Here is a 17,680-nt window from a genome sequence, read left to right as displayed (position 1 = left end):
TCAATACGGATACATGCATATGACAAGCGCTAATGACAACAATACTAACAAAGATAATGCTCAGAATAGTAGCAACGAGAGTAACAAAGCCGCTGACAAACAAAACAGTCTGTTGTCAGGCATCATTGAACGAGCCAGCAAATCTGGTATCGGTCGTAAGAAGCTCAACCCTAGCACGGTAGAGTCAGCAGTCGCAAAAAACATGGCAGAGATTCACAGCAATCCTACCAAGCTGCGTTTGGCGTTCTTAGGTGGTGGTAGTTTTGGTACGGCAATGGCGAACTTAGCCGCGCGTAATGGTTGTGATACCACGCTGTGGGTTCGTAACAAGCGTACCGTTAAGGCCATGACAAAAACCCAGACGAACAAGAAATATCTGCCCGGTTATAAGCTTGATGACCGCCTGAAATATAGTCATGATTTAGCATCGGCAGTCAAAGATACCGACATTATCTTTATTGCCGTACCAGGCTTGGCCTTTCGCGAAACGCTAAAAAATATCGCCCCCTTTATTAGTGGACAGTCTATTGTGTCGCTAACGAAAGGCATGGAAAAAGACACTTTTGCCATGATGAGTGATATTATCAAAGAAGTGTTGCCTGAGGTGAATTTTGGCGTCATGTCAGGGCCTAATCTTGCTATAGAGATTATGAAAAATATGCCATCTGCGACCGTGATTGCGAGTGAGTCTGAACCACTACGTCATGCTGTACAAGCGGCACTGCATAGTGCTTTCTTTAGAGTATTTGCCAGTGATGATATACGCGGTGTTGAGCTGGGCGGGGCGCTCAAAAACATTTATGCCATTGCGATGGGTATGGCTGCGGCCTACGAAGTGGGTGAGAATACCAAAGCAATGATATTGACCCGTGCCTTGGCAGAGATGAGTCGTTTTGGTGTCGAAGCCGGTGCCAATCCACTGACGTTTTTAGGGCTATCAGGTGTTGGCGATTTATACGCAACCTGTAGTTCGGAGTTAAGTCGTAATTACCGCATCGGTAATATGCTTGGTCGTGGTATGAGTATTGATGCTGCCGTCAAAAAACTGGGCCAGACTGCAGAAGGCGTTAATACTATTCAGCAAGTCCACGAAAAGGCGACTAAAGACGGTATTTATATGCCGATTACCCATGCGCTTTATGCGGTTATTTATGAAGATAAGGCCGCGCTGGGTGTGGCGCTCCATTTGATGGAAGCGGGTTTCCGCAGTGATGTCGAATTTGTGATGGCTCATGACCATAGCAACGCTGCACTTACTGCGCAAATGAAAGCTGCCAGTAGTACCTCTGACAATGACGATGATGTTGATACAGACAGCGATGCTAAATAAAACGATTGTTGGCAACGTGTATTGCTGAAAATGTGTATTGCTAAAAACGTGTAAAGTCAGACAGTGGCAAAGTAGGTCATAGAAAGGCAGTTGATAAAAAGGCAGCTGACAAAAAGCCAGGTTATAGACAAGGAACGCTATGAAAATGATATTAATACGTCACGGTCAGGCAGAAGACGAAACGCGTCCAGACAGCGCTCGTCAGCTGACTGACTTTGGACAGCAGCAAGCCGCGCAAACTGCAGAATATATCACGACCAATTATAAGCCTGATCGTTTTATCGTAAGTCCTTATGATAGGGCGCAGCAAACCCTAGCAGAGCTGCAAGCGCGGGCGCCTACAGTACCAGCGACGGTACAAGATAATATAACGCCTTCTGACGATGCCCATAGTGCGTTGACCGATATAGCAAAGATTGAGGCGCAGTGCCTCGTGGTAGTGTGTCATATGTCTATCGTCGCCAATCTGGCTGCCTTACTAACCGGTGATTATCCTGAGGCGTTCTCTTTGGCAGAAGCGCGAGTATTTGAGATGGATTTTATAATGTCTGGAATGGCAACCGAGGTCGATCGCTTTGTACCTGAGCAACCGTATTGATATCGCTCTTTCATTGGCTATAGTCGATCCTAAATAAAATGGATACGCTATTTCATAACGCGAAACTGGTATAAATTTTTCTGGCTTGCTGTACCTACGCCGACAGAGGTTGCAAAACTTATATTAAAAACTAAGCATCCCAGTCCCGCTGTATCTTCTTCATATTGGACTGACTATATTTAGTAGTAGTAATATTATTCATCATGACCCTGTTTAAAAATATTAAGATGCTTTAAACATAAACATGGTCATGGGCTCTTACAAAACGTCTAAATTTGTTATTTTATGGCTTTGATAATTAAGGACACACTTGGTGTTACATGTTTGGTTAAGAGCGCAGCACAGTCCGCTAGCTGTCTGGCATGAAGACGTACAACAATGGCAGTCAGTTGCTGGCTGGCAACAGTTGCATGATATTTATAGCAGCTATAAATCCAATAGCCATAAAACAGTATGTTTGTACTTTCCATCAAGCCACGTATTACACGTCGATACCGAGCTTAGTGGTGCACAGCTTAAGCAATTGGGTAATACTGGTAAGCAGTATTTATTTGAAGAGATGTCTTTGACCCCTGTTGAGCAATTGGCAGTGCGGCAAACCAGCCTTGCTGATAGTCAGTATTTATACGCGCTGGCGCAGGCTGATATTGAGGCATGGCAGCAAAGTGCCAAACTCGTTGGTATGACTATCGCAGCATTACTGCCCGACTTTCTATTGTTACCAGTGCCGGAAGAAGGTGCAGGGCAGCAAGTCATACTCTATCAAGATGACCAGACGATGCTGCTACGCCAATCATTATATCAAGGAATGGCGGTCAGCTATTTACCGTTGATTTTTGAGCGCTTCCCGCAGCTGAGTGAAGTGATGGTGGTACCAAGCATTGAAGCTTTTGATAGTACAAGTTTTTCAGACCTTGATGCTACAAAGTCTGATCATAGGATTGATTTACAAAAGCCAGTAACGACCAGCGATGTTTCGGCACAAACAGCCGCGCTCATAGCAGCTCATCAGCTGCTATTGACGACGCTAACGAGTACGCCCAAGCCGATTGACAACCCTGACCGTCACGCGCTTAATTTCTTTATCAAATCAACCGATTCGCAATTATCACCTTATCTACGAGTGGCAATGATGGTGGCGCTGTCGGCACTCGTGCTACAGATAGCCACAGATGGGGTGCAGTCTTATCAGTATCATCAGGCGACGGCTGCGACAAAAACAGCGATTGCGGGGCAATATCAGTCTTGGTTTCCTGATGAACGTCTAAACCCGCGCACCAATTTGACCACGCAAATGGCGCCAAAACTGGGTACCAATGGTCAAGCCTCGCCACATATGGCCGTGTTGGCACGCATATCACCACTGATTAAGCAGTCCTCTCTAAAAGCGCAAGCTTTGGTTATGCAACCATCCACGCTCAGTTTTACGTTGATTGCCCCTGACCGCGACAGTCTTGATAAATTCGCCAATACCCTGTTCACTCAAGGATTAACGGCCAAGCTAGAGCGGGTAAATAGCAATGAGCAAGGGCAGTTTAGTGGGCAAATTACTGTGAGTATAAATGAAGATGATACGACGCCAGAAAGCGTCAGTGCCGACAAGGCAGCAGCATCTTAAGCTTATTGAGAATTTTTAGTATTTGCTGAGCGCTGTGTTTTGACGATGACCATCCGTAAGGTGCTCACTCAGATGATTGCAATCTACTTACTCAAGATTAAACCCTCCACGATTAACTATTGGCAATAAAGGTTAGAGCATGAAACGATTACAGCGCCGAGCCGAACGTAGCGTGTCTGCGCCTAAAACAAGCGCTTTTTCAGAGCGGGTGAATAGTTATCAAAATGTCCTATCATCACGCTGGCAGGCATTGTCTCCACGCGATCAATTAGCATTAACTATATTGTCTGCTTTTTTATTGTTATTCGTGGGTGGCTACGGTGGTTATACGGTTCATCAAGCTGCAAGCGATAGCAAAAGCGAGTATCAAGCGCACGTTGCTGATTATTTTTGGCTGCGCGCGCAAGCGGGTAAGGTGGATAGCAATGCGACTAACAGCGTCGATGGGGCAGCTGCTATGCCACCTGCCAACAGAGTGAGTGAGCTACTAAATACCTCGGGTATTGCCAATGCGCAAGTGGTTGCGGCTGGTGACGGGGTGCAGCTGAGCTTCACCAATGCCAGTCAAGCGGTTGTGAGTGCAGCACTCGGTAAGCTTAAGCAGCAAGGTTGGCAATTTACCCAACTCTCGATGCAACAGGACGTGACCACCAAAGCCATTGAGGTGCAAGCAACTGTTACTTCTTAACAATGCTAACTGCCTCGCACTGTATATTGAATTTAGCTTCATTGAAGAACACCTCATCCGACACAATCAAAGGTTTATTGAACACTTTAGTGATGAATACTTCCTATACATTATTCTCCTGCACTTAAGCGGATAAGCATCTGCGTCAACAGACTACTATTAAGACTAAGACGTCTGATTATAATATGACCTGTTAAGGATCAAGACACATGATAAATGACAATATAAGCGGCAACATGAGTGACAGTAAACGCCGTTCTTTAACCACTTATAATCACATCACCTATCTATTGTATGTGATCAGTTATTTCACGGCTGGTCTGTTGTGGGTCGTGCCGATTATCATGAATTATGCTAAGCGCCACGATGCGGACGGCTCATGGCTAGCCACGCATTTTGATTGGCAAATTAAGACGTTTTGGTACAGTATCGTCTGGTTTATCATAGGCATTCTTATCATCACGTTTGCTTTGGGCGGTTTTGGTGTCAGCATGTTTGTCGATAGCAGCAATATAGCCATTGGTTCATTTTTATTGGTCAGTATTGGTTTTATTATTATGGGTTTGACCTTTATTTGGCACCTTTATCGTATTGTACGAGGTTGGATTGCCTTAACAGATGGACGACCTGTGCCATAATACGTTCAATCCCATATCATTTATATACAGTGTTTAGCAGCGCTTATTGACTTTTTGGAATAGAAATTTGCTGTATGAAACTTTGGTCTTATTTCTGTTAAGCTGATATAATCGCTGCGCTTAATCTCTTTCGTTTTTCTCATTCATCATTGCTTTTCGAGCAGGGTCTGTCATTACTATGTCTTATGCCTTACTTCGCCCTTTTTTATTTAAGATGGACCCTGAACACGCCCACGAGATGACCTTATCTTTGTTAGATAAAGCCCATAAAGCGCGTGCCTTAGGTTTGGTATATGGTCAGTCGATGCAGCCTACAGACTGTATGGGTTTACAGTTCGCTAATCCAGTTGGCCTTGCCGCAGGGTTGGACAAAAACGGCGATTATATCGATGCACTGGCCGAGCTGGGTTTTGGCTTTATAGAAGTGGGGACGGTCACGCCAAGACCGCAGGTTGGTAATGATAAGCCACGCCTATTTAGAATCAAACAAGCCGATGCCATTATCAATCGCATGGGCTTTAATAATCAGGGCGTTGATTACCTGATTGAAAACGTCAAACGCTGTAAATACAAAGGTAATATCGGCATCAATATCGGTAAAAATGCCAGTACGCCAGTGGAGCAAGCCGCTGATGATTATGTCTATTGCCTAGAGCGGGTTTATGCACACGCTTCCTATATTACCGTCAATATCTCATCGCCAAATACCAAAAACTTACGTGACTTACAGAGTGGTGAAGCGTTGACTCAGCTACTTGATACGATTAAAAACCGTCACAACCAATTGGCAACAGAGTATGGCTTTTATGTGCCACTGGTCTTAAAAGTAGCGCCTGATTTAGAGCCGCTACAAGTGGATTATATCTCACAGCAGTTGTTAGATTTTGAGATTGATGGTTTGATAGCCACCAATACCACATTGAGCCGCGTCGGTGTCGAAGACTTGCCCGATGGTGACCAAGCCGGTGGCCTATCGGGTCGTCCAGTGAGCCACATCAGCACCCAAATTTTACAACAATTCTCTGATCAGCTGGATGGTAAAGTAGCTTTGATTGGGGTGGGTGGTATCGATAGTGGTGCCAAAGCGGTCAAAAAGATTGAAGCAGGTGCTGATATGGTACAGCTTTATACCGGACTGATTTATCGAGGTCCTGGGCTGGTACAGTCATGCATTCAAGCCATCGGTGGCTATTACGATGCCATGGAAAGTTAGACAACCACTAAAAATGAGGCGTGACATATGAGTGGTCTAGATATTGTGATTGCTATTGTGGTCTTAATTGGCTTATGGCGCGGCTTTCAGGTAGGACTCATTAAGACAGCAGTCGGCTTGGCAGGTTGGTTTATTGCTCTTATTGCTGCCACGCGCTTGGCAGGCTCAGTTGCTCCGCAATTATCAGGTATCGTACAAAACCCTGTCTTGCAAATGGCAACGGCGTTCTTATTGGTCGTAATCATTATCTTAGCGATTATGCATATCGTCGCCTTTGCTTTTTCAGGGGTACTCAAAACCTTACGTCTGGGTATTGTTGACAAGATGGCAGGTGGCGTCCTTGGGGCGGCCAAAAATGTATTGATGGTATTAGTCGTTTTGAGTGTCAGCGCGCCCTTATTGGTAAAAATGCCGCAATGGCAAACCTCGGTGCTTGCTCCTGAACTGATGCCTTATGCGCCAATGGGTAAGGCTTTAGTCTCAGACGTGCTCGGTATGGCTTGGGATCAGGTCAATCAGTCTTAATACGCATAGTTTTTTAGACTTATTCTTCGTTTCTTAAGCCTGTTTTTTAAGCCTATTTTTTAACGTTTTAATACCAAAAATCATAACTGAGTCTTTGTAACTTATCCTTGATAAAAAATTATTCGATAGCATTTAGGGTTCATAAATTTCAATTTGTGAATGATTGATGGCTTTGCTGACTGTAGGTCAGTGAGCAAACTGTCATCAAGATTTTAAGCTTAAGCAACATCATCAGGTCAGCGGTAAGAGTAGATGGCTGTTTTTCATAAGCTACTGTCAAGCTTATGCCGTTATTGTGTTACTAATGTGTGGTTCAAAATAGGATATAACTATGTGTGGAGTCGTTGGGGTTGCAGCTCATGAGCCGGTCAATCAGATTCTTTATGATGGCTTAACAATGCTACAGCATCGCGGGCAAGACGCGGCAGGTATTGTGACTTTGCAAGATGGTCGGCTTTATTTACGTAAAGAAAACGGCATGGTACGTGACGTTTTTATGAATCGCCATATGATAAAACTGGTTGGCAAATTTGGCATCGGTCATGTTCGTTATCCAACGGCAGGCACGTCAAGCAGTGCAGAAGCGCAGCCGTTTTATGTCAATTCACCTTACGGTATTACGCTGGCGCACAATGGTAATTTGACCAATGCTGAGGGCTTGGCCAAGTCTCTATATAAAGAAGACCGTCGTCACCTGAATACTGATTCAGACTCGGAAGTACTGTTAAACGTGCTGGCGCATGAGATGCAGAATCTAGGAAAAACCCATCCAACGCCTGCCGAAATATTTGAAGCAGTCACAGCGGTTTATAGTCGTATTGAAGGCGCTTATGGCGTTGTTGCTTTAATCACAGGTCATGGCTTGCTTGCCTTCCGCGATCCAAACGGTATTCGCCCACTTATCTTTGGTGAACGTTTGGCAGCCAATGGCGGCACAGAATATATGGTTGCTTCAGAATCGGTCGCCTTGACTGGCTCTGGCTTCACTATTATTCGTGATGTCAAACCCGGTGAAGCGATTTTTATTGACTTAGACCATCAGCTACATACGCATCAGTGCGTCGAGCAGCAAGAATACACCCCTTGTATCTTTGAATACGTCTATTTTGCTCGTCCAGATTCCATCATGGACAATATCTCAGTCTATAAGTCGCGTCTGCGTATGGGCGAGAAGCTTGGTGATAAAATTCTTGCAGAATGGGGTGAAGATCACGATATTGATGTGGTTATTCCTATTCCAGATACCTCGCGTACCTCAGCGATGGAGCTGGCGCTTAAGATGAATATTAAGTACCGTGAAGGGTTTATGAAAAACCGTTATATCGGTCGTACTTTTATCATGCCAGGTCAGCAGCAACGCAAAAAATCAGTGCGTCAAAAGCTCAGTGCTGTACCGTTAGAGTTTAAAGGTAAAAACGTGCTATTGGTTGATGATTCGATCGTCCGTGGTACTACTTGTCATGAGATTATTCAAATGGCGCGTGATGCAGGTGCACGTAAAGTATTTTTTGCCAGTGCAGCGCCGCCCGTAAAATATCCAAACGTGTATGGTATCGATATGCCAGTGCGTAGCGAGCTTATTGCTTCAGGGCATAGCGTTGAAGAAGTGCGTAAAATTATTGGTGCTGATCGTTTGATCTTCCAAGATTTAGACGATTTGATCGAAGCAGTAAAAGATACCAAATACAGTAAAGTCGAAGGTTTTGACTGTGCGGTATTTAATGGTTGCTACATTACTGGACAAATCAATGAAGCCTATCTTGAGCACCTACAAGAGCAGCGCAGTGAAACTGCTAAGACCGGAAAAAAAGGCGTGCAAATAGTGGCTGATACACCTGTAGATATGATGGGTGTAGAAGAGCTTTAAGCTGCTAAATACCTAAATTTTTAAATATAAAAAGGCTGGATTCTTGATAGAATCCAGCCTTTTTTATTGCTTAAAATAAGAGATATCCTTTGAAAAACCACTATTTATGGTAAGAGGTGATATTGGGAATATATATAGCGCTTTATTGGTAGGATTACCACATGAGATCATCTGGAATCACATAAGCGGCATAAGGATCGTCATCTGCTAACTCATTGTCTGAGGTATCGTTAGACACTACCATAAAGCCTTCTAGTTTTGCATCTATACGATCGGCCAAGGGGCGAGGAAGTAGAGCATAGCTTTCTTCCAAGCGTGCAATGACCACGTGACCTGCTACGATTTGATCGTATAGTTTTTGCGTGATAGAGATTTTTTTGACTTTAGTGTCGTCAACGAACTGATAATTGACTTCACCCTTTGTATCAGTGATTTGATGCTGCCTAATCATTTGGACGATATTGGCCTTTAGCATTTTCTCTTCTAAAAGCTGCTGTTTTTCTTGATTAAGCTTTTGATCCTTCTCCAGCTTTTTTGCTTGGGCTGCTGCCAATGCTTTTTTGGCTTCCACATTGGACGCATCACCAGTGCGCTTGGCATGTTCAGATTGCTTGCTTATCTTTTTGGCTTTTTTGCTATCAACCAATCCCGCTTTTAAAAGTTGAGCTTGTAGGGCATTCTTGGCCATAATTCCATTACCTAGATGATAAAAATAAAAATTAAATAGTAGCAAATTTTGCGGTGGCGTGTCGTTAATTCCTCTAATCTGCAAAAGATGGTACTGTTATACAAAATACGATTAATAATGATTAGGGCGTGTTGAACATTCACAAATAGGCACTGCTGATTGCTAAAATGGTTTCATACAAGGCGCAAGTCGACGATAATGTTAATACCTTAGCTAGACTTGCAACGCAGTATGGGGCGATTTTAGCATCAGCCCGTAGCGTAGGGACAGGACTGTTTTTTGCCGCTTCTGTGTTAAAAATAGACGTTTAGAAAGACTAAACTTAAGATTTTTAACGTTGAATCGCCTAAAAAATAGTCTCTGTCAGTGCCATGGTCGAATGTTCAACACGCCCTAACCATTAAGCCAGTTTGGTAAACAACATTATGATGCGTGACTGGTAAAATTTTTCTTGCTTGCTGTGCCTACGCAGACAGAGGCTGCAAAAAACTTATACCAGTCACGCTGTCTCTTTTTTATATTGACCCGACTATAAGTAATGATTAGCGATTAAGCCAGTTGAGTAAATAACCAAAGCAAGCCATTAATCGCAGCGATGCCGACGATCATGCTCACCAATAATTGACGGCTAAAATGATAGACCAATAATACCAGAAGTAAAGCACCTATTTGAGCCATGAGTAAATGTAACTCTGCGCTTTGCATACCCGTACTTGCTGATAAGTCTTGATAGGAGAGACTGGTTAAAATAAGTAATACCATCACGGATAACGGTAAGCTCTCATTTAAACGGTGTAACCAAGGCGTATCCAGCAGCTTTTTGGGTATCAAGGCGGGAAGGGCGCGCGTAATAAAAGTGACGGCAGCCATAGCAAAAGTGGCAAAAATAAGGTAACTACTGCTCATCGGTGTCTCCTTGTACGCGGCGCTGCATCCACACACCACGGGCCAAAATCATCAGCATACAAAGGCTAATCGCTACCAATAACAGCCAGTTGCTAGTAAACAAAGAGGCAACGGCTAAAGCAATCACGGCAATAGCAATTGGGAAATAGCGCTTGATACTTTGAAACTGCTCATAGGCCAAAATCGCAAACAGACAAACCAAAGCAAAGTCTAAATGTGGTATCAAGTCACTAAGTGTGCTCCCTATCATCACGCCAATCGTACTCGCTAGCACCCACCAGCTTTGGTTAAACAAACTGATCGGTAGGATTAATGCCTGTCGAGACTCATTAGGTAAACTGGTCATGACCGAAAAAGTCTCGTCAGTTAGGGCAAATAAGCAGTATGTTTTGGCCAGTTTTTGTTTCGGTAAGTATTGTAATAACGGCATACCATAAAATACGTGGCGTAAATTAATAGCGGCGATATTCGTGGCCATATTGCCAATCGGTAAACCTGCACTTAGCATGGGCAAACAGGCGTATTGCGCCGCGCCCGCATACAAGACAATACTGAGCATAATCGTTGCCCATATAGGGATACCAGCCACTTGCGCCAGCACACCAAAGGCGATGCCTGCAGGCAGATAACCCATGGCGACTGGCAAGCTTTTTTTAAAGCCTTCCGCCCAATCATAGTGAGCCGCTTGTTGATGATTTAGTTCCTTTGAATGAATGGTCACATGACATCCTAATTTTCTAACAGTATTGTTTTTTGACTAGGGCGTGTTGAACATTCGACCATGGCACTGACAGAGACTATTTTTTAGGCGATTCAACGTTAAAAATCTTAAGTTTAGTCTTTCTAAACGTCTATTTTTAACACAGAAGCGGCAAAAAACAGTCCTGTCCCTACGGGCTGATGCTAAAATCGCCCCATACTGCGTTGCAAGTCTAGCTAAGGTATTAACATTATCGTCGACTTGCGCCTTGTATGAAACCATTTTAGCAATCAGCAGTGCCTATTTGTGAATGTTCAACACGCCCTATATTTTATAATGAAGGGCTAATTGTTATCCGATAAGGTTAAGAAAGTCCTATTTTTCAGGTAAATAAACCTTTAGGTAATCAATGCTAAACATTGGGCTGTAATTTTTCATAGCTACCAGTTTGATGTGCACGGTATAAAAACCCGCCGAGAATAATCAGCCTTAGCAGCAACAAACACCAAACGCTGAGCCAGATGCCAGTCATGTCCCACTGCTGATAGAGTAGCCAACTCAGAGGGAAAAAGACCGCCGCCAATATAAGAGCAGCGTTACGAATGACATTACCCGCTGTTAAACCAAAGAATATGCCATCTAACCAATAAGCGCCAACGCCGACCAATGGTAATAGCACCGCATAAAGATGGTAATCATAGGCGAGTGTGAAGACTGGTTCAATATTGGTCATAAACTTCAAATAAGTTGGCATAGCAAGCCACCAAATCGTACTCAACATGATGGCAAGCCCATAGCTGACTACGCCAGTGCGTTTGACGATAATACGAAAACGTGGCCAATCACGTCGTCCTGCTGCTTGACCACTCAAGGTCTCAGCAGATACTGCGACACCATCGAGGGCAAATGCTGAAATACTTAGTACCTGCAATAAAATAGCGTTGGCCGCCAGAATGACATCACCGCTTTGCGCAGATAAGCGGGTAATCCAAGCAAAGCTCAATGTTAAGATCAGCGTACGAATAAAGATATCTTTATTGAGCGAAAATAGCCTAAGCATTTTATCTTTGGTGAAATGTTGCCGATCAGCAGTAAACAGCGCCGTCCAAGATATTTGTAGATGTTGACGACTTAACCATAGTGCTAATAATACCCCAGACCAAAATGCAATAGTCGTACCTAGCGCTACACCGACCAAGCCCATGTGCATGCCATACACAAAAAATAGCGTTAGAATGATATTAAGTAAGGCGATAAAGCCTTGTTGGTAGAGCATGTAGCGAGTCTTGCCCTGACCCGCAAACCAGCCTATAAAGGCAAAGTTCATTAGCTCAGCGATCACACCCCAAAAGCGCACATCCAAATAAGTCTTGGCAGCAAGGCCACTGTTAGGATTGGCAGATAATGCTTGCAGACCAAACTCTATTAACCAAGGTTTTGCCAGCAGTAACAGTGCGCCAATGATGAATGCCAACAATAACGCACGTTGCAAAATAGATAGCAGTGGTGAGGGCGCTAGATTCGGCTGTTTTGTCGTACTGCTGATAGCGTTGTCAACATGACTAGCCAATTGTCCCAATGCTTGTGCCGACAGTCCAGATGAGGCGTACTGTAAAAAATTAAAACTGACGAGCAATAAAGACAATAACTGTATGGCCAACCCCATACCAGCAAGCTTAGCGGTGTCATTCATATTACCGACAATGGCAGTATCAATGACGCTTTGAAGTGGCATTGCCAAATTGGCCAACAATACCGGCAAGGCAATAGCGATAATACGCGCGTAGCGAGTATCAATCGGTGGCATAGAGCGTGGCGGCGTAATAGTTGACATAGATGGCTCATTTTATACTTAACAGACAGAGGGTACAGAAAATCATTTTGCTTTCGGAATAAGCAATACATTTGATCACTATATCGATAATTTATAGAACCATATAAAGATAAAAGCACCTAACACTCATTGATTATGAGTCAGGTGCTTTTATTGGTAGCTCACTTCCGTATAGTGAAAAACGGATTATAAGCTTGTTTGAATACTCTTTTATTTAAAGCTTAACTAAGTTGCTTTAAATATTGTCTTGCTCAAACATTTTTGGATCATTAAAGGTCACAATTTCTTCTTCAAATTCAGGCTTAACCTTCACCACGAAATCATCACGAGATAGCCCCATACGTAGCGGGATAGAACTTGCGATATAGGTTGATGAATAAGTACCAGCCAGCAAACCGATGAACAGTGCAACCGAGAACCAATAGAGACCGTCACCGCCCAAGAACAACATGGCTAAAACAACCAGTAATACGGTTGAGATAGTCATAATGGTACGACGTAACGTCTCTGTTAATGATAAATCAATCGTTTGACGCGGCGTAATACCACGGACACGGCGGAAGTTCTCACGAATACGGTCATAGACAACGATGGTATCGTTCAAGGAATAACCGATCAATGCCAGAATAGCTGCCAAAACGGTCAGGTCAAACGGAAAGCCGAATAAGGCAAAGACACCAATGGTCACGATAGCATCGTGGAACAGTGACAGCACTGCACCTAGAGACAGCTTAAACTGGAAACGTAGCGCGACATAACCAAGCATACAAGCCAAGGCCAAGACCAGCGACATAACAGAGTTTAAGTAGACTTCATTACCTACTTGGCTACCAATGATATTTACATTACTGATTTCAACCGTGTTATTAGGCAATGCTAACGCGGCGCTAAGACTGGCATTGAGTCCGTCAATGTTGTCAGACTGAGGTGGTAAGCGAACTAGTAGCTCTTGACGTGTGCCAAGATACTGTACGACGGCATCATCGAAGCCATTGTCGGCCAAGGCTTTGACCACTTCTACTTGCTCAGCCGGCTGCTCGTAACGTACATCTGCTGATACACCACCAGTAAAATCTAGACCAAAATTTAGACCATTAACAGCAATCGCGATAATACTACCAATCACCATGAGTAACGATAAAATAGCCATTGGCTTTTCTATCTTCATAAAGGGGATAATGCGCTGGTTGCCGACGGCTTTGATACCACCCTCAGCTTGTGCAGCAGCATCCTCAGCGGCATCACTGATCAACTGACTCTGATCAATAGCAGTGCTCGTCTCTGCGGTTTGAGTCGTCAATGCTTGAGAATTTTGACCACCACGACGCGTTTTATTTTTACCCGATGCGGCTGTGGTAGGGTTGTTGGTTTTAGTATTGCTACCTTTACCATCACGACGTGGTTTGTTACGGCGGCGCGTACTGCCACTATTTGAGTCGCCATTTGAGCCATTTCGATCTGGGTTATTCTGTTGTTCTAGGGGATTATTCTTATCGATCGCCATATGTTTCTCCTAACCGATGCTCAAACGTTTGATAGATTTACGTTTACCGTAAGCAATTTGTACCAGAGCACGCGTTACCAAAATCGCGGTAAATAGCGAGCTGACAATACCAATAGCTAAAGTGACCGCAAAGCCTTTAATCGGACCGGTACCAATCGCAAATAAGATAAAGGCGACCAATAAGGTGGTGATGTTGGCATCGAAGATACTACTAAAGGCGCGATCAAAGCCGGCCACAATGGCGGATTTTGGTCGGACGCCATTTGCCAGCTCCTCACGTATTCGCTCAAAAATCAGCACGTTGGCATCGACTGCCATACCGATGGTCAAGACGATACCGGCAATACCGGGTAGGGTCAGTGATGAGCCTAAAATTGACATAATGGCAATGATAATGATGACGTTAATCGCTAGCGCCACGTTGGCAATGACCCCAAACAGACGGTAGAAAATGATCATAAAGGCAAAGACTAATAAGTAACCTACCTGCGTAGAAAACAGGCCTTTGTCAATATTCTCTTGACCCAATGAGGGGCCAATCGTGCGCTCTTCTACAAAATACATCGGTGCGGCTAAGGCGCCTGAACGTAGGAGTAATGCAAGTTCTGCCGCTTCTGCGCTACTATCAAGACCAGTAATACGGAAAGAGGAGCCCAGTACCGCTTGAATATTAGCGCGGTTGATGACTTTGGTTTCAGCATAAGGCGTACGTACTTCGACTGTTTCGCCAGTCGCTGGATCTTCTTCGTAAGTGATACGTTGCTTGTTTTCAATGAATAGCACGGCCATCTGTTTACCAACAGCAGTACGCGTGGCGTTTTGCATCAGCTTGCCACCAGCGCTGTCCAAAGTAATGCTGACTTCAGGTGAGCCACTCTCATCAATACCCGTCTGCGCGTTAGTGACTTTATCACCGGTCACGATGGATTGGCGCTCTAAAAGTACTGGTGGACCATCAAGCGTCTCAAACGGGAATGCTTCGGTACCAGCAGGAGGAATACCGCCCATATAGTTTTCACTATCTTCAGCGACCATCCGGAACTCAAGGTTCGCTGTGCGACCAAGCACACGTTTGGCTTCTGCAGTATCTTGCACACCTGGCAATTCCACGACGATACGACTCGCGCCTTGTGATTGTACTAAGGCCTCTGTGACGCCAAGCTCAGCAATACGATTGCGTAGGGTCGTCAAGTTTTGATTGACCGCATAGCTATTGATTTCATCTAGCGTGGCATCGTTGTACGCCAAAATCAGGGCAGGGCCTTGGTCATCAATAGAAGACTGTAAACTGAAGGTATTACCCATTGAGCCTTGCAAGACGTTTTGTGCACGGTTACGCGCATCGGTATCAGCGAAATGCAGCATGATGCCTTGGTTTTCAGTTTTGATGCCTTTGATCGCGATACGCTCAGCCCGTAGGTCACGACGTACATCGCGGCTCGCACTAGTCAGGCGTTGATCGAGAGCCTTGTCCATGTCAACTTCTAGTACAAAACGAACACCACCGCGCAAATCGAGACCAAGCTTCATCGGCTTAGCACCGATATCACGCAGCCACTGCGGGGTCGTCTGCGCTAAGTTAAGCGCGACCACATAGTCTTCGCCCAGATTCTGGCGCAGTACTTCCTGAGCTTTGAGCTGCTCGACGGGGTTATCAAGACGTACCAGCGCACTGTTGCCTTCAAAGGTACCATCATGATTATTAATTCCAGCCTCTTCGAGTAAGCTTTGAGACTGGGTTAAGATACCATCAGACAGCTGCGTACCTGCTGCGGCACTTGTAATCTGTACGGCAGGTTCATCAGGATAGAGGTTAGGAGCAGCATACAGACCGGCAATGATTAGCACGACGGCAATCAGTAAGTATTTCCAAGCGGGATATTGCATAATCACTTCTTTAGGTTGATAAACTATTGGCGACGCAGGCCACAAGTTAGCAGATGGGAAGTTAGCGATAGCAATGGTTGAGTGCGGTATTTAGCAGTCGTCATCATGCACCATTGCGATCATCCGCGATGATAGTAAAGCGTAAAAGGTAAAGCGAAAAATGACCGTAAATAATGTACGGTCATTTTAAAGTTATTACAACTATTAATTCATAACTGCCATTAATTAGTAACAACTAATGTTCAATCATTATCAGATTTATTAATAACGATTAAACGCTTTCGATAGTGCCAGCTGGCAATACTGAGATGACAGAAGCACGTTGTACTTTGACATCCGTATTATTATTCAAGCTAACAACCGCGTAATCGCCTTCTATAGCTTTGATACGACCCATCAGTCCACCAGCAAAGATGATTTCGCTACCAACAGTCAACGCACTGACCATGGCGCGGTGCTCTTTGGTACGCTTAGACTGTGGGCGAATAACCAAAAAGTAAAAAATGGCAAAAAAAGCAACAGGTAATAAAATTTGGCCAAATAGTGATGCAGCACCAGCAGTTTCGGCGGCATGAGCAGCTTGGATAAATAAAAACATAATTTCTCTCAGTGAGTCATAGATAATAATAAATTAAACGCATAGTAACAAAAAATCCTAGACTTGGTAACTGTTAATCATAGGCTAGGCGTGTTTTTCTTAACGTACTGGCATACTAGGTCGCATCCTCAATTCTAGCGATAGTCATAATGAAGGTTTAAAAATGGCCATATCTAGGCCAACTCCCATCAAATACGCATATACTATCGACAGTATTTGGCTTGTTTACTTAGGGTCTGTTGAACATTCAAATGTGGCACTGGCAGTGGCTATTTTTTAGACAATACGCAGTGAAATTCTTAACGCCTAGTCATTCTAGGTTAGATAATTTCGCCATGTATTGGCAAAAAATAGCCCTGCCCTGAAAGGCTGATACTAAAATCACCCCAAACGTTGTCGTAAACCTAGCTAAGGTCTCGACATTATCGTCGGTTTACGCCTGATTTGATAAAAGGTTTGGGACGATTTTAGCAATCAGCAATCCTAATATTTGAATGTTCAACAGACCCTCACATTTATCTTAATTTTTTAATCATTTTTAAAGAGAGAATGTGCCCTGAGATTTATTTCAGATTTATCGTTATTACAAAAATAGGGGTGCGTCTTATAAGGGTACGTCTTATAAGGTCTAGGAGTTGAATTCGTGCAAACCCTTAGTTATAAACCTCATTAATAAAGTAAGCATTATTAGCGCGCTATCGCTAGCAATATCTGTTTAAAAAATGCTATCAAGTTGAGCAAAGGGCTCAACAAAATGGCTCAAAACAACCTTTTTAATAAATAGTGACTTATTGTGCATTCACATCATCAGTGCTACTATCAAAAGACAATGATTGCCTGTATTTAGTGCACTCTCTATTGAGCCATATTCTGCCCACTATAAAACCGCGACAGCATCAACCTTGTTAACCATACTGGTATAATGCTTGTACTTGATTTGCTTTTATCAATTTATCGATATTATTGTGGATTGACTAGGGCGTGTTGAACATTCGACCATGGCACTGACAGAGACTATTTTTTAGGCGATTCAACGTTAAAAATCTTAAGTTTAGTCTTTCTAAACGTCTATTTTTAACACAGAAG

Annotated in this window: 15 protein-coding genes; 8 read left to right on the top strand and 7 right to left on the bottom strand. The window is 43.8% G+C overall.

The window, feature by feature from the left end; genetic code table 11:
- The first annotated feature begins 19 nt into the window (after nt 1-19).
- The 8 genes from HQR03_RS05585 to purF all read left to right on the top strand — a co-directional run bounded on the left by HQR03_RS05585 (nt 20) and on the right by purF (nt 8,477).
- Complete coding sequence (locus HQR03_RS05585; protein WP_173239469.1) at nt 20-1,330, top strand: NAD(P)H-dependent glycerol-3-phosphate dehydrogenase; 1,311 nt, start codon at nt 20-22, stop codon at nt 1,328-1,330.
- A 139-nt stretch (nt 1,331-1,469) separates the two neighbouring features.
- Nucleotides 1,470-1,928 carry a phosphohistidine phosphatase SixA gene (sixA, locus tag HQR03_RS05580; protein ID WP_173239468.1) on the top strand — a complete coding sequence of 153 codons (459 nt, stop codon included), beginning with the start codon at nt 1,470-1,472 and terminating at the stop codon, nt 1,926-1,928.
- 313 nt (nt 1,929-2,241) lie between these two features.
- Nucleotides 2,242-3,546 carry a type II secretion system protein GspL gene (gspL, locus tag HQR03_RS05575; RefSeq protein WP_173239523.1) on the top strand — a complete coding sequence of 435 codons (1,305 nt, stop codon included), beginning with the start codon at nt 2,242-2,244 and terminating at the stop codon, nt 3,544-3,546.
- Nucleotides 3,547-3,685: 139 nt separating this feature from the next.
- Nucleotides 3,686-4,234 (top strand): type II secretion system protein GspM, encoded by a 549-nt coding sequence (gene gspM, locus HQR03_RS05570; RefSeq protein WP_173239467.1) that lies wholly within the window; start codon nt 3,686-3,688, stop codon nt 4,232-4,234.
- 209 nt (nt 4,235-4,443) lie between these two features.
- Nucleotides 4,444-4,872, top strand: coding sequence for a DUF4870 family protein (locus tag HQR03_RS05565; RefSeq protein ID WP_173239466.1), 429 nt, complete (start codon nt 4,444-4,446; stop codon nt 4,870-4,872).
- A gap of 178 nt (nt 4,873-5,050) precedes the next feature.
- Complete coding sequence (locus HQR03_RS05560; protein WP_025653261.1) at nt 5,051-6,085, top strand: quinone-dependent dihydroorotate dehydrogenase; 1,035 nt, start codon at nt 5,051-5,053, stop codon at nt 6,083-6,085.
- A gap of 27 nt (nt 6,086-6,112) precedes the next feature.
- Nucleotides 6,113-6,610, top strand: a complete 498-nt coding sequence (locus tag HQR03_RS05555) for a CvpA family protein (RefSeq protein ID WP_025653262.1) — start codon at nt 6,113-6,115, stop codon at nt 6,608-6,610.
- A 331-nt stretch (nt 6,611-6,941) separates the two neighbouring features.
- Nucleotides 6,942-8,477, top strand: coding sequence for an amidophosphoribosyltransferase (gene purF, locus HQR03_RS05550; RefSeq protein ID WP_173239465.1), 1,536 nt, complete (start codon nt 6,942-6,944; stop codon nt 8,475-8,477).
- Between the two features lie 154 nt (nt 8,478-8,631).
- On the opposite strand, the gene HQR03_RS05545 is transcribed toward purF, so the two are convergent.
- The 7 genes from HQR03_RS05545 to yajC all read right to left on the bottom strand — a co-directional run bounded on the left by HQR03_RS05545 (nt 8,632) and on the right by yajC (nt 16,594).
- Nucleotides 8,632-9,165 carry a DUF2058 domain-containing protein gene (locus HQR03_RS05545; protein WP_025653264.1) on the bottom strand — a complete coding sequence of 178 codons (534 nt, stop codon included), beginning with the start codon at nt 9,163-9,165 and terminating at the stop codon, nt 8,632-8,634.
- 549 nt (nt 9,166-9,714) lie between these two features.
- Nucleotides 9,715-10,071: an AzlD domain-containing protein gene (locus tag HQR03_RS05540; protein ID WP_025653265.1), complete on the bottom strand. Its 357-nt coding sequence runs from the start codon at nt 10,069-10,071 to the stop codon at nt 9,715-9,717.
- Entirely contained in the window at nt 10,061-10,792 is a 732-nt protein-coding gene (locus HQR03_RS05535; protein ID WP_173239464.1) for an AzlC family ABC transporter permease, read from the bottom strand. The genes HQR03_RS05540 and HQR03_RS05535 overlap by 11 nt, the downstream gene beginning before the upstream one ends.
- A 391-nt stretch (nt 10,793-11,183) precedes the next feature.
- Nucleotides 11,184-12,605 (bottom strand): MATE family efflux transporter, encoded by a 1,422-nt coding sequence (locus tag HQR03_RS05530; protein WP_025653267.1) that lies wholly within the window; start codon nt 12,603-12,605, stop codon nt 11,184-11,186.
- Between the two features lie 235 nt (nt 12,606-12,840).
- Nucleotides 12,841-14,109 (bottom strand): protein translocase subunit SecF, encoded by a 1,269-nt coding sequence (gene secF, locus HQR03_RS05525; RefSeq protein ID WP_025653268.1) that lies wholly within the window; start codon nt 14,107-14,109, stop codon nt 12,841-12,843.
- Between the two features lie 9 nt (nt 14,110-14,118).
- The gene (secD, locus tag HQR03_RS05520; protein WP_025653269.1) at nt 14,119-15,996 is read right to left on the bottom strand and encodes a protein translocase subunit SecD; all 1,878 of its coding nucleotides are present in this window, start codon (nt 15,994-15,996) and stop codon (nt 14,119-14,121) included.
- 271 nt (nt 15,997-16,267) lie between these two features.
- Complete coding sequence (yajC, locus tag HQR03_RS05515) at nt 16,268-16,594, bottom strand: preprotein translocase subunit YajC (RefSeq protein ID WP_025653270.1); 327 nt, start codon at nt 16,592-16,594, stop codon at nt 16,268-16,270.
- Nucleotides 16,595-17,680: the final 1,086 nt, after the last annotated feature.

It is taken from the genome of Psychrobacter okhotskensis (assembly GCF_013248965.1).
Taxonomy (GTDB): Bacteria; Pseudomonadota; Gammaproteobacteria; order Pseudomonadales; family Moraxellaceae; genus Psychrobacter; species Psychrobacter okhotskensis.
The sequence above is the reverse complement of the archived record's forward strand: the minus strand, read 5'-3'. Positions and strand labels throughout refer to the sequence as shown.

Excerpts from the sequence above, each read along its gene's own strand:
- HQR03_RS05585 (WP_173239469.1), top strand. The coding sequence starts at position 20 with ATGACAAGCGCTAATGACAACAATACTAACAAAGATAATGCTCAGAAT.
- sixA (WP_173239468.1), top strand. The coding sequence starts at position 1,470 with ATGAAAATGATATTAATACGTCACGGTCAGGCAGAAGACGAAACGCGT.
- gspM (WP_173239467.1), top strand. The coding sequence starts at position 3,686 with ATGAAACGATTACAGCGCCGAGCCGAACGTAGCGTGTCTGCGCCTAAA.
- HQR03_RS05565 (WP_173239466.1), top strand. The coding sequence starts at position 4,444 with ATGATAAATGACAATATAAGCGGCAACATGAGTGACAGTAAACGCCGT.
- HQR03_RS05560 (WP_025653261.1), top strand. The coding sequence starts at position 5,051 with ATGTCTTATGCCTTACTTCGCCCTTTTTTATTTAAGATGGACCCTGAA.
- HQR03_RS05555 (WP_025653262.1), top strand. The coding sequence starts at position 6,113 with ATGAGTGGTCTAGATATTGTGATTGCTATTGTGGTCTTAATTGGCTTA.
- purF (WP_173239465.1), top strand. The coding sequence starts at position 6,942 with ATGTGTGGAGTCGTTGGGGTTGCAGCTCATGAGCCGGTCAATCAGATT.
- HQR03_RS05545 (WP_025653264.1), bottom strand. The coding sequence starts at position 9,165 with ATGGCCAAGAATGCCCTACAAGCTCAACTTTTAAAAGCGGGATTGGTT.
- HQR03_RS05540 (WP_025653265.1), bottom strand. The coding sequence starts at position 10,071 with ATGAGCAGTAGTTACCTTATTTTTGCCACTTTTGCTATGGCTGCCGTC.
- HQR03_RS05530 (WP_025653267.1), bottom strand. The coding sequence starts at position 12,605 with ATGTCAACTATTACGCCGCCACGCTCTATGCCACCGATTGATACTCGC.
- secF (WP_025653268.1), bottom strand. The coding sequence starts at position 14,109 with ATGGCGATCGATAAGAATAATCCCCTAGAACAACAGAATAACCCAGAT.
- secD (WP_025653269.1), bottom strand. The coding sequence starts at position 15,996 with ATGCAATATCCCGCTTGGAAATACTTACTGATTGCCGTCGTGCTAATC.
- yajC (WP_025653270.1), bottom strand. The coding sequence starts at position 16,594 with ATGTTTTTATTTATCCAAGCTGCTCATGCCGCCGAAACTGCTGGTGCT.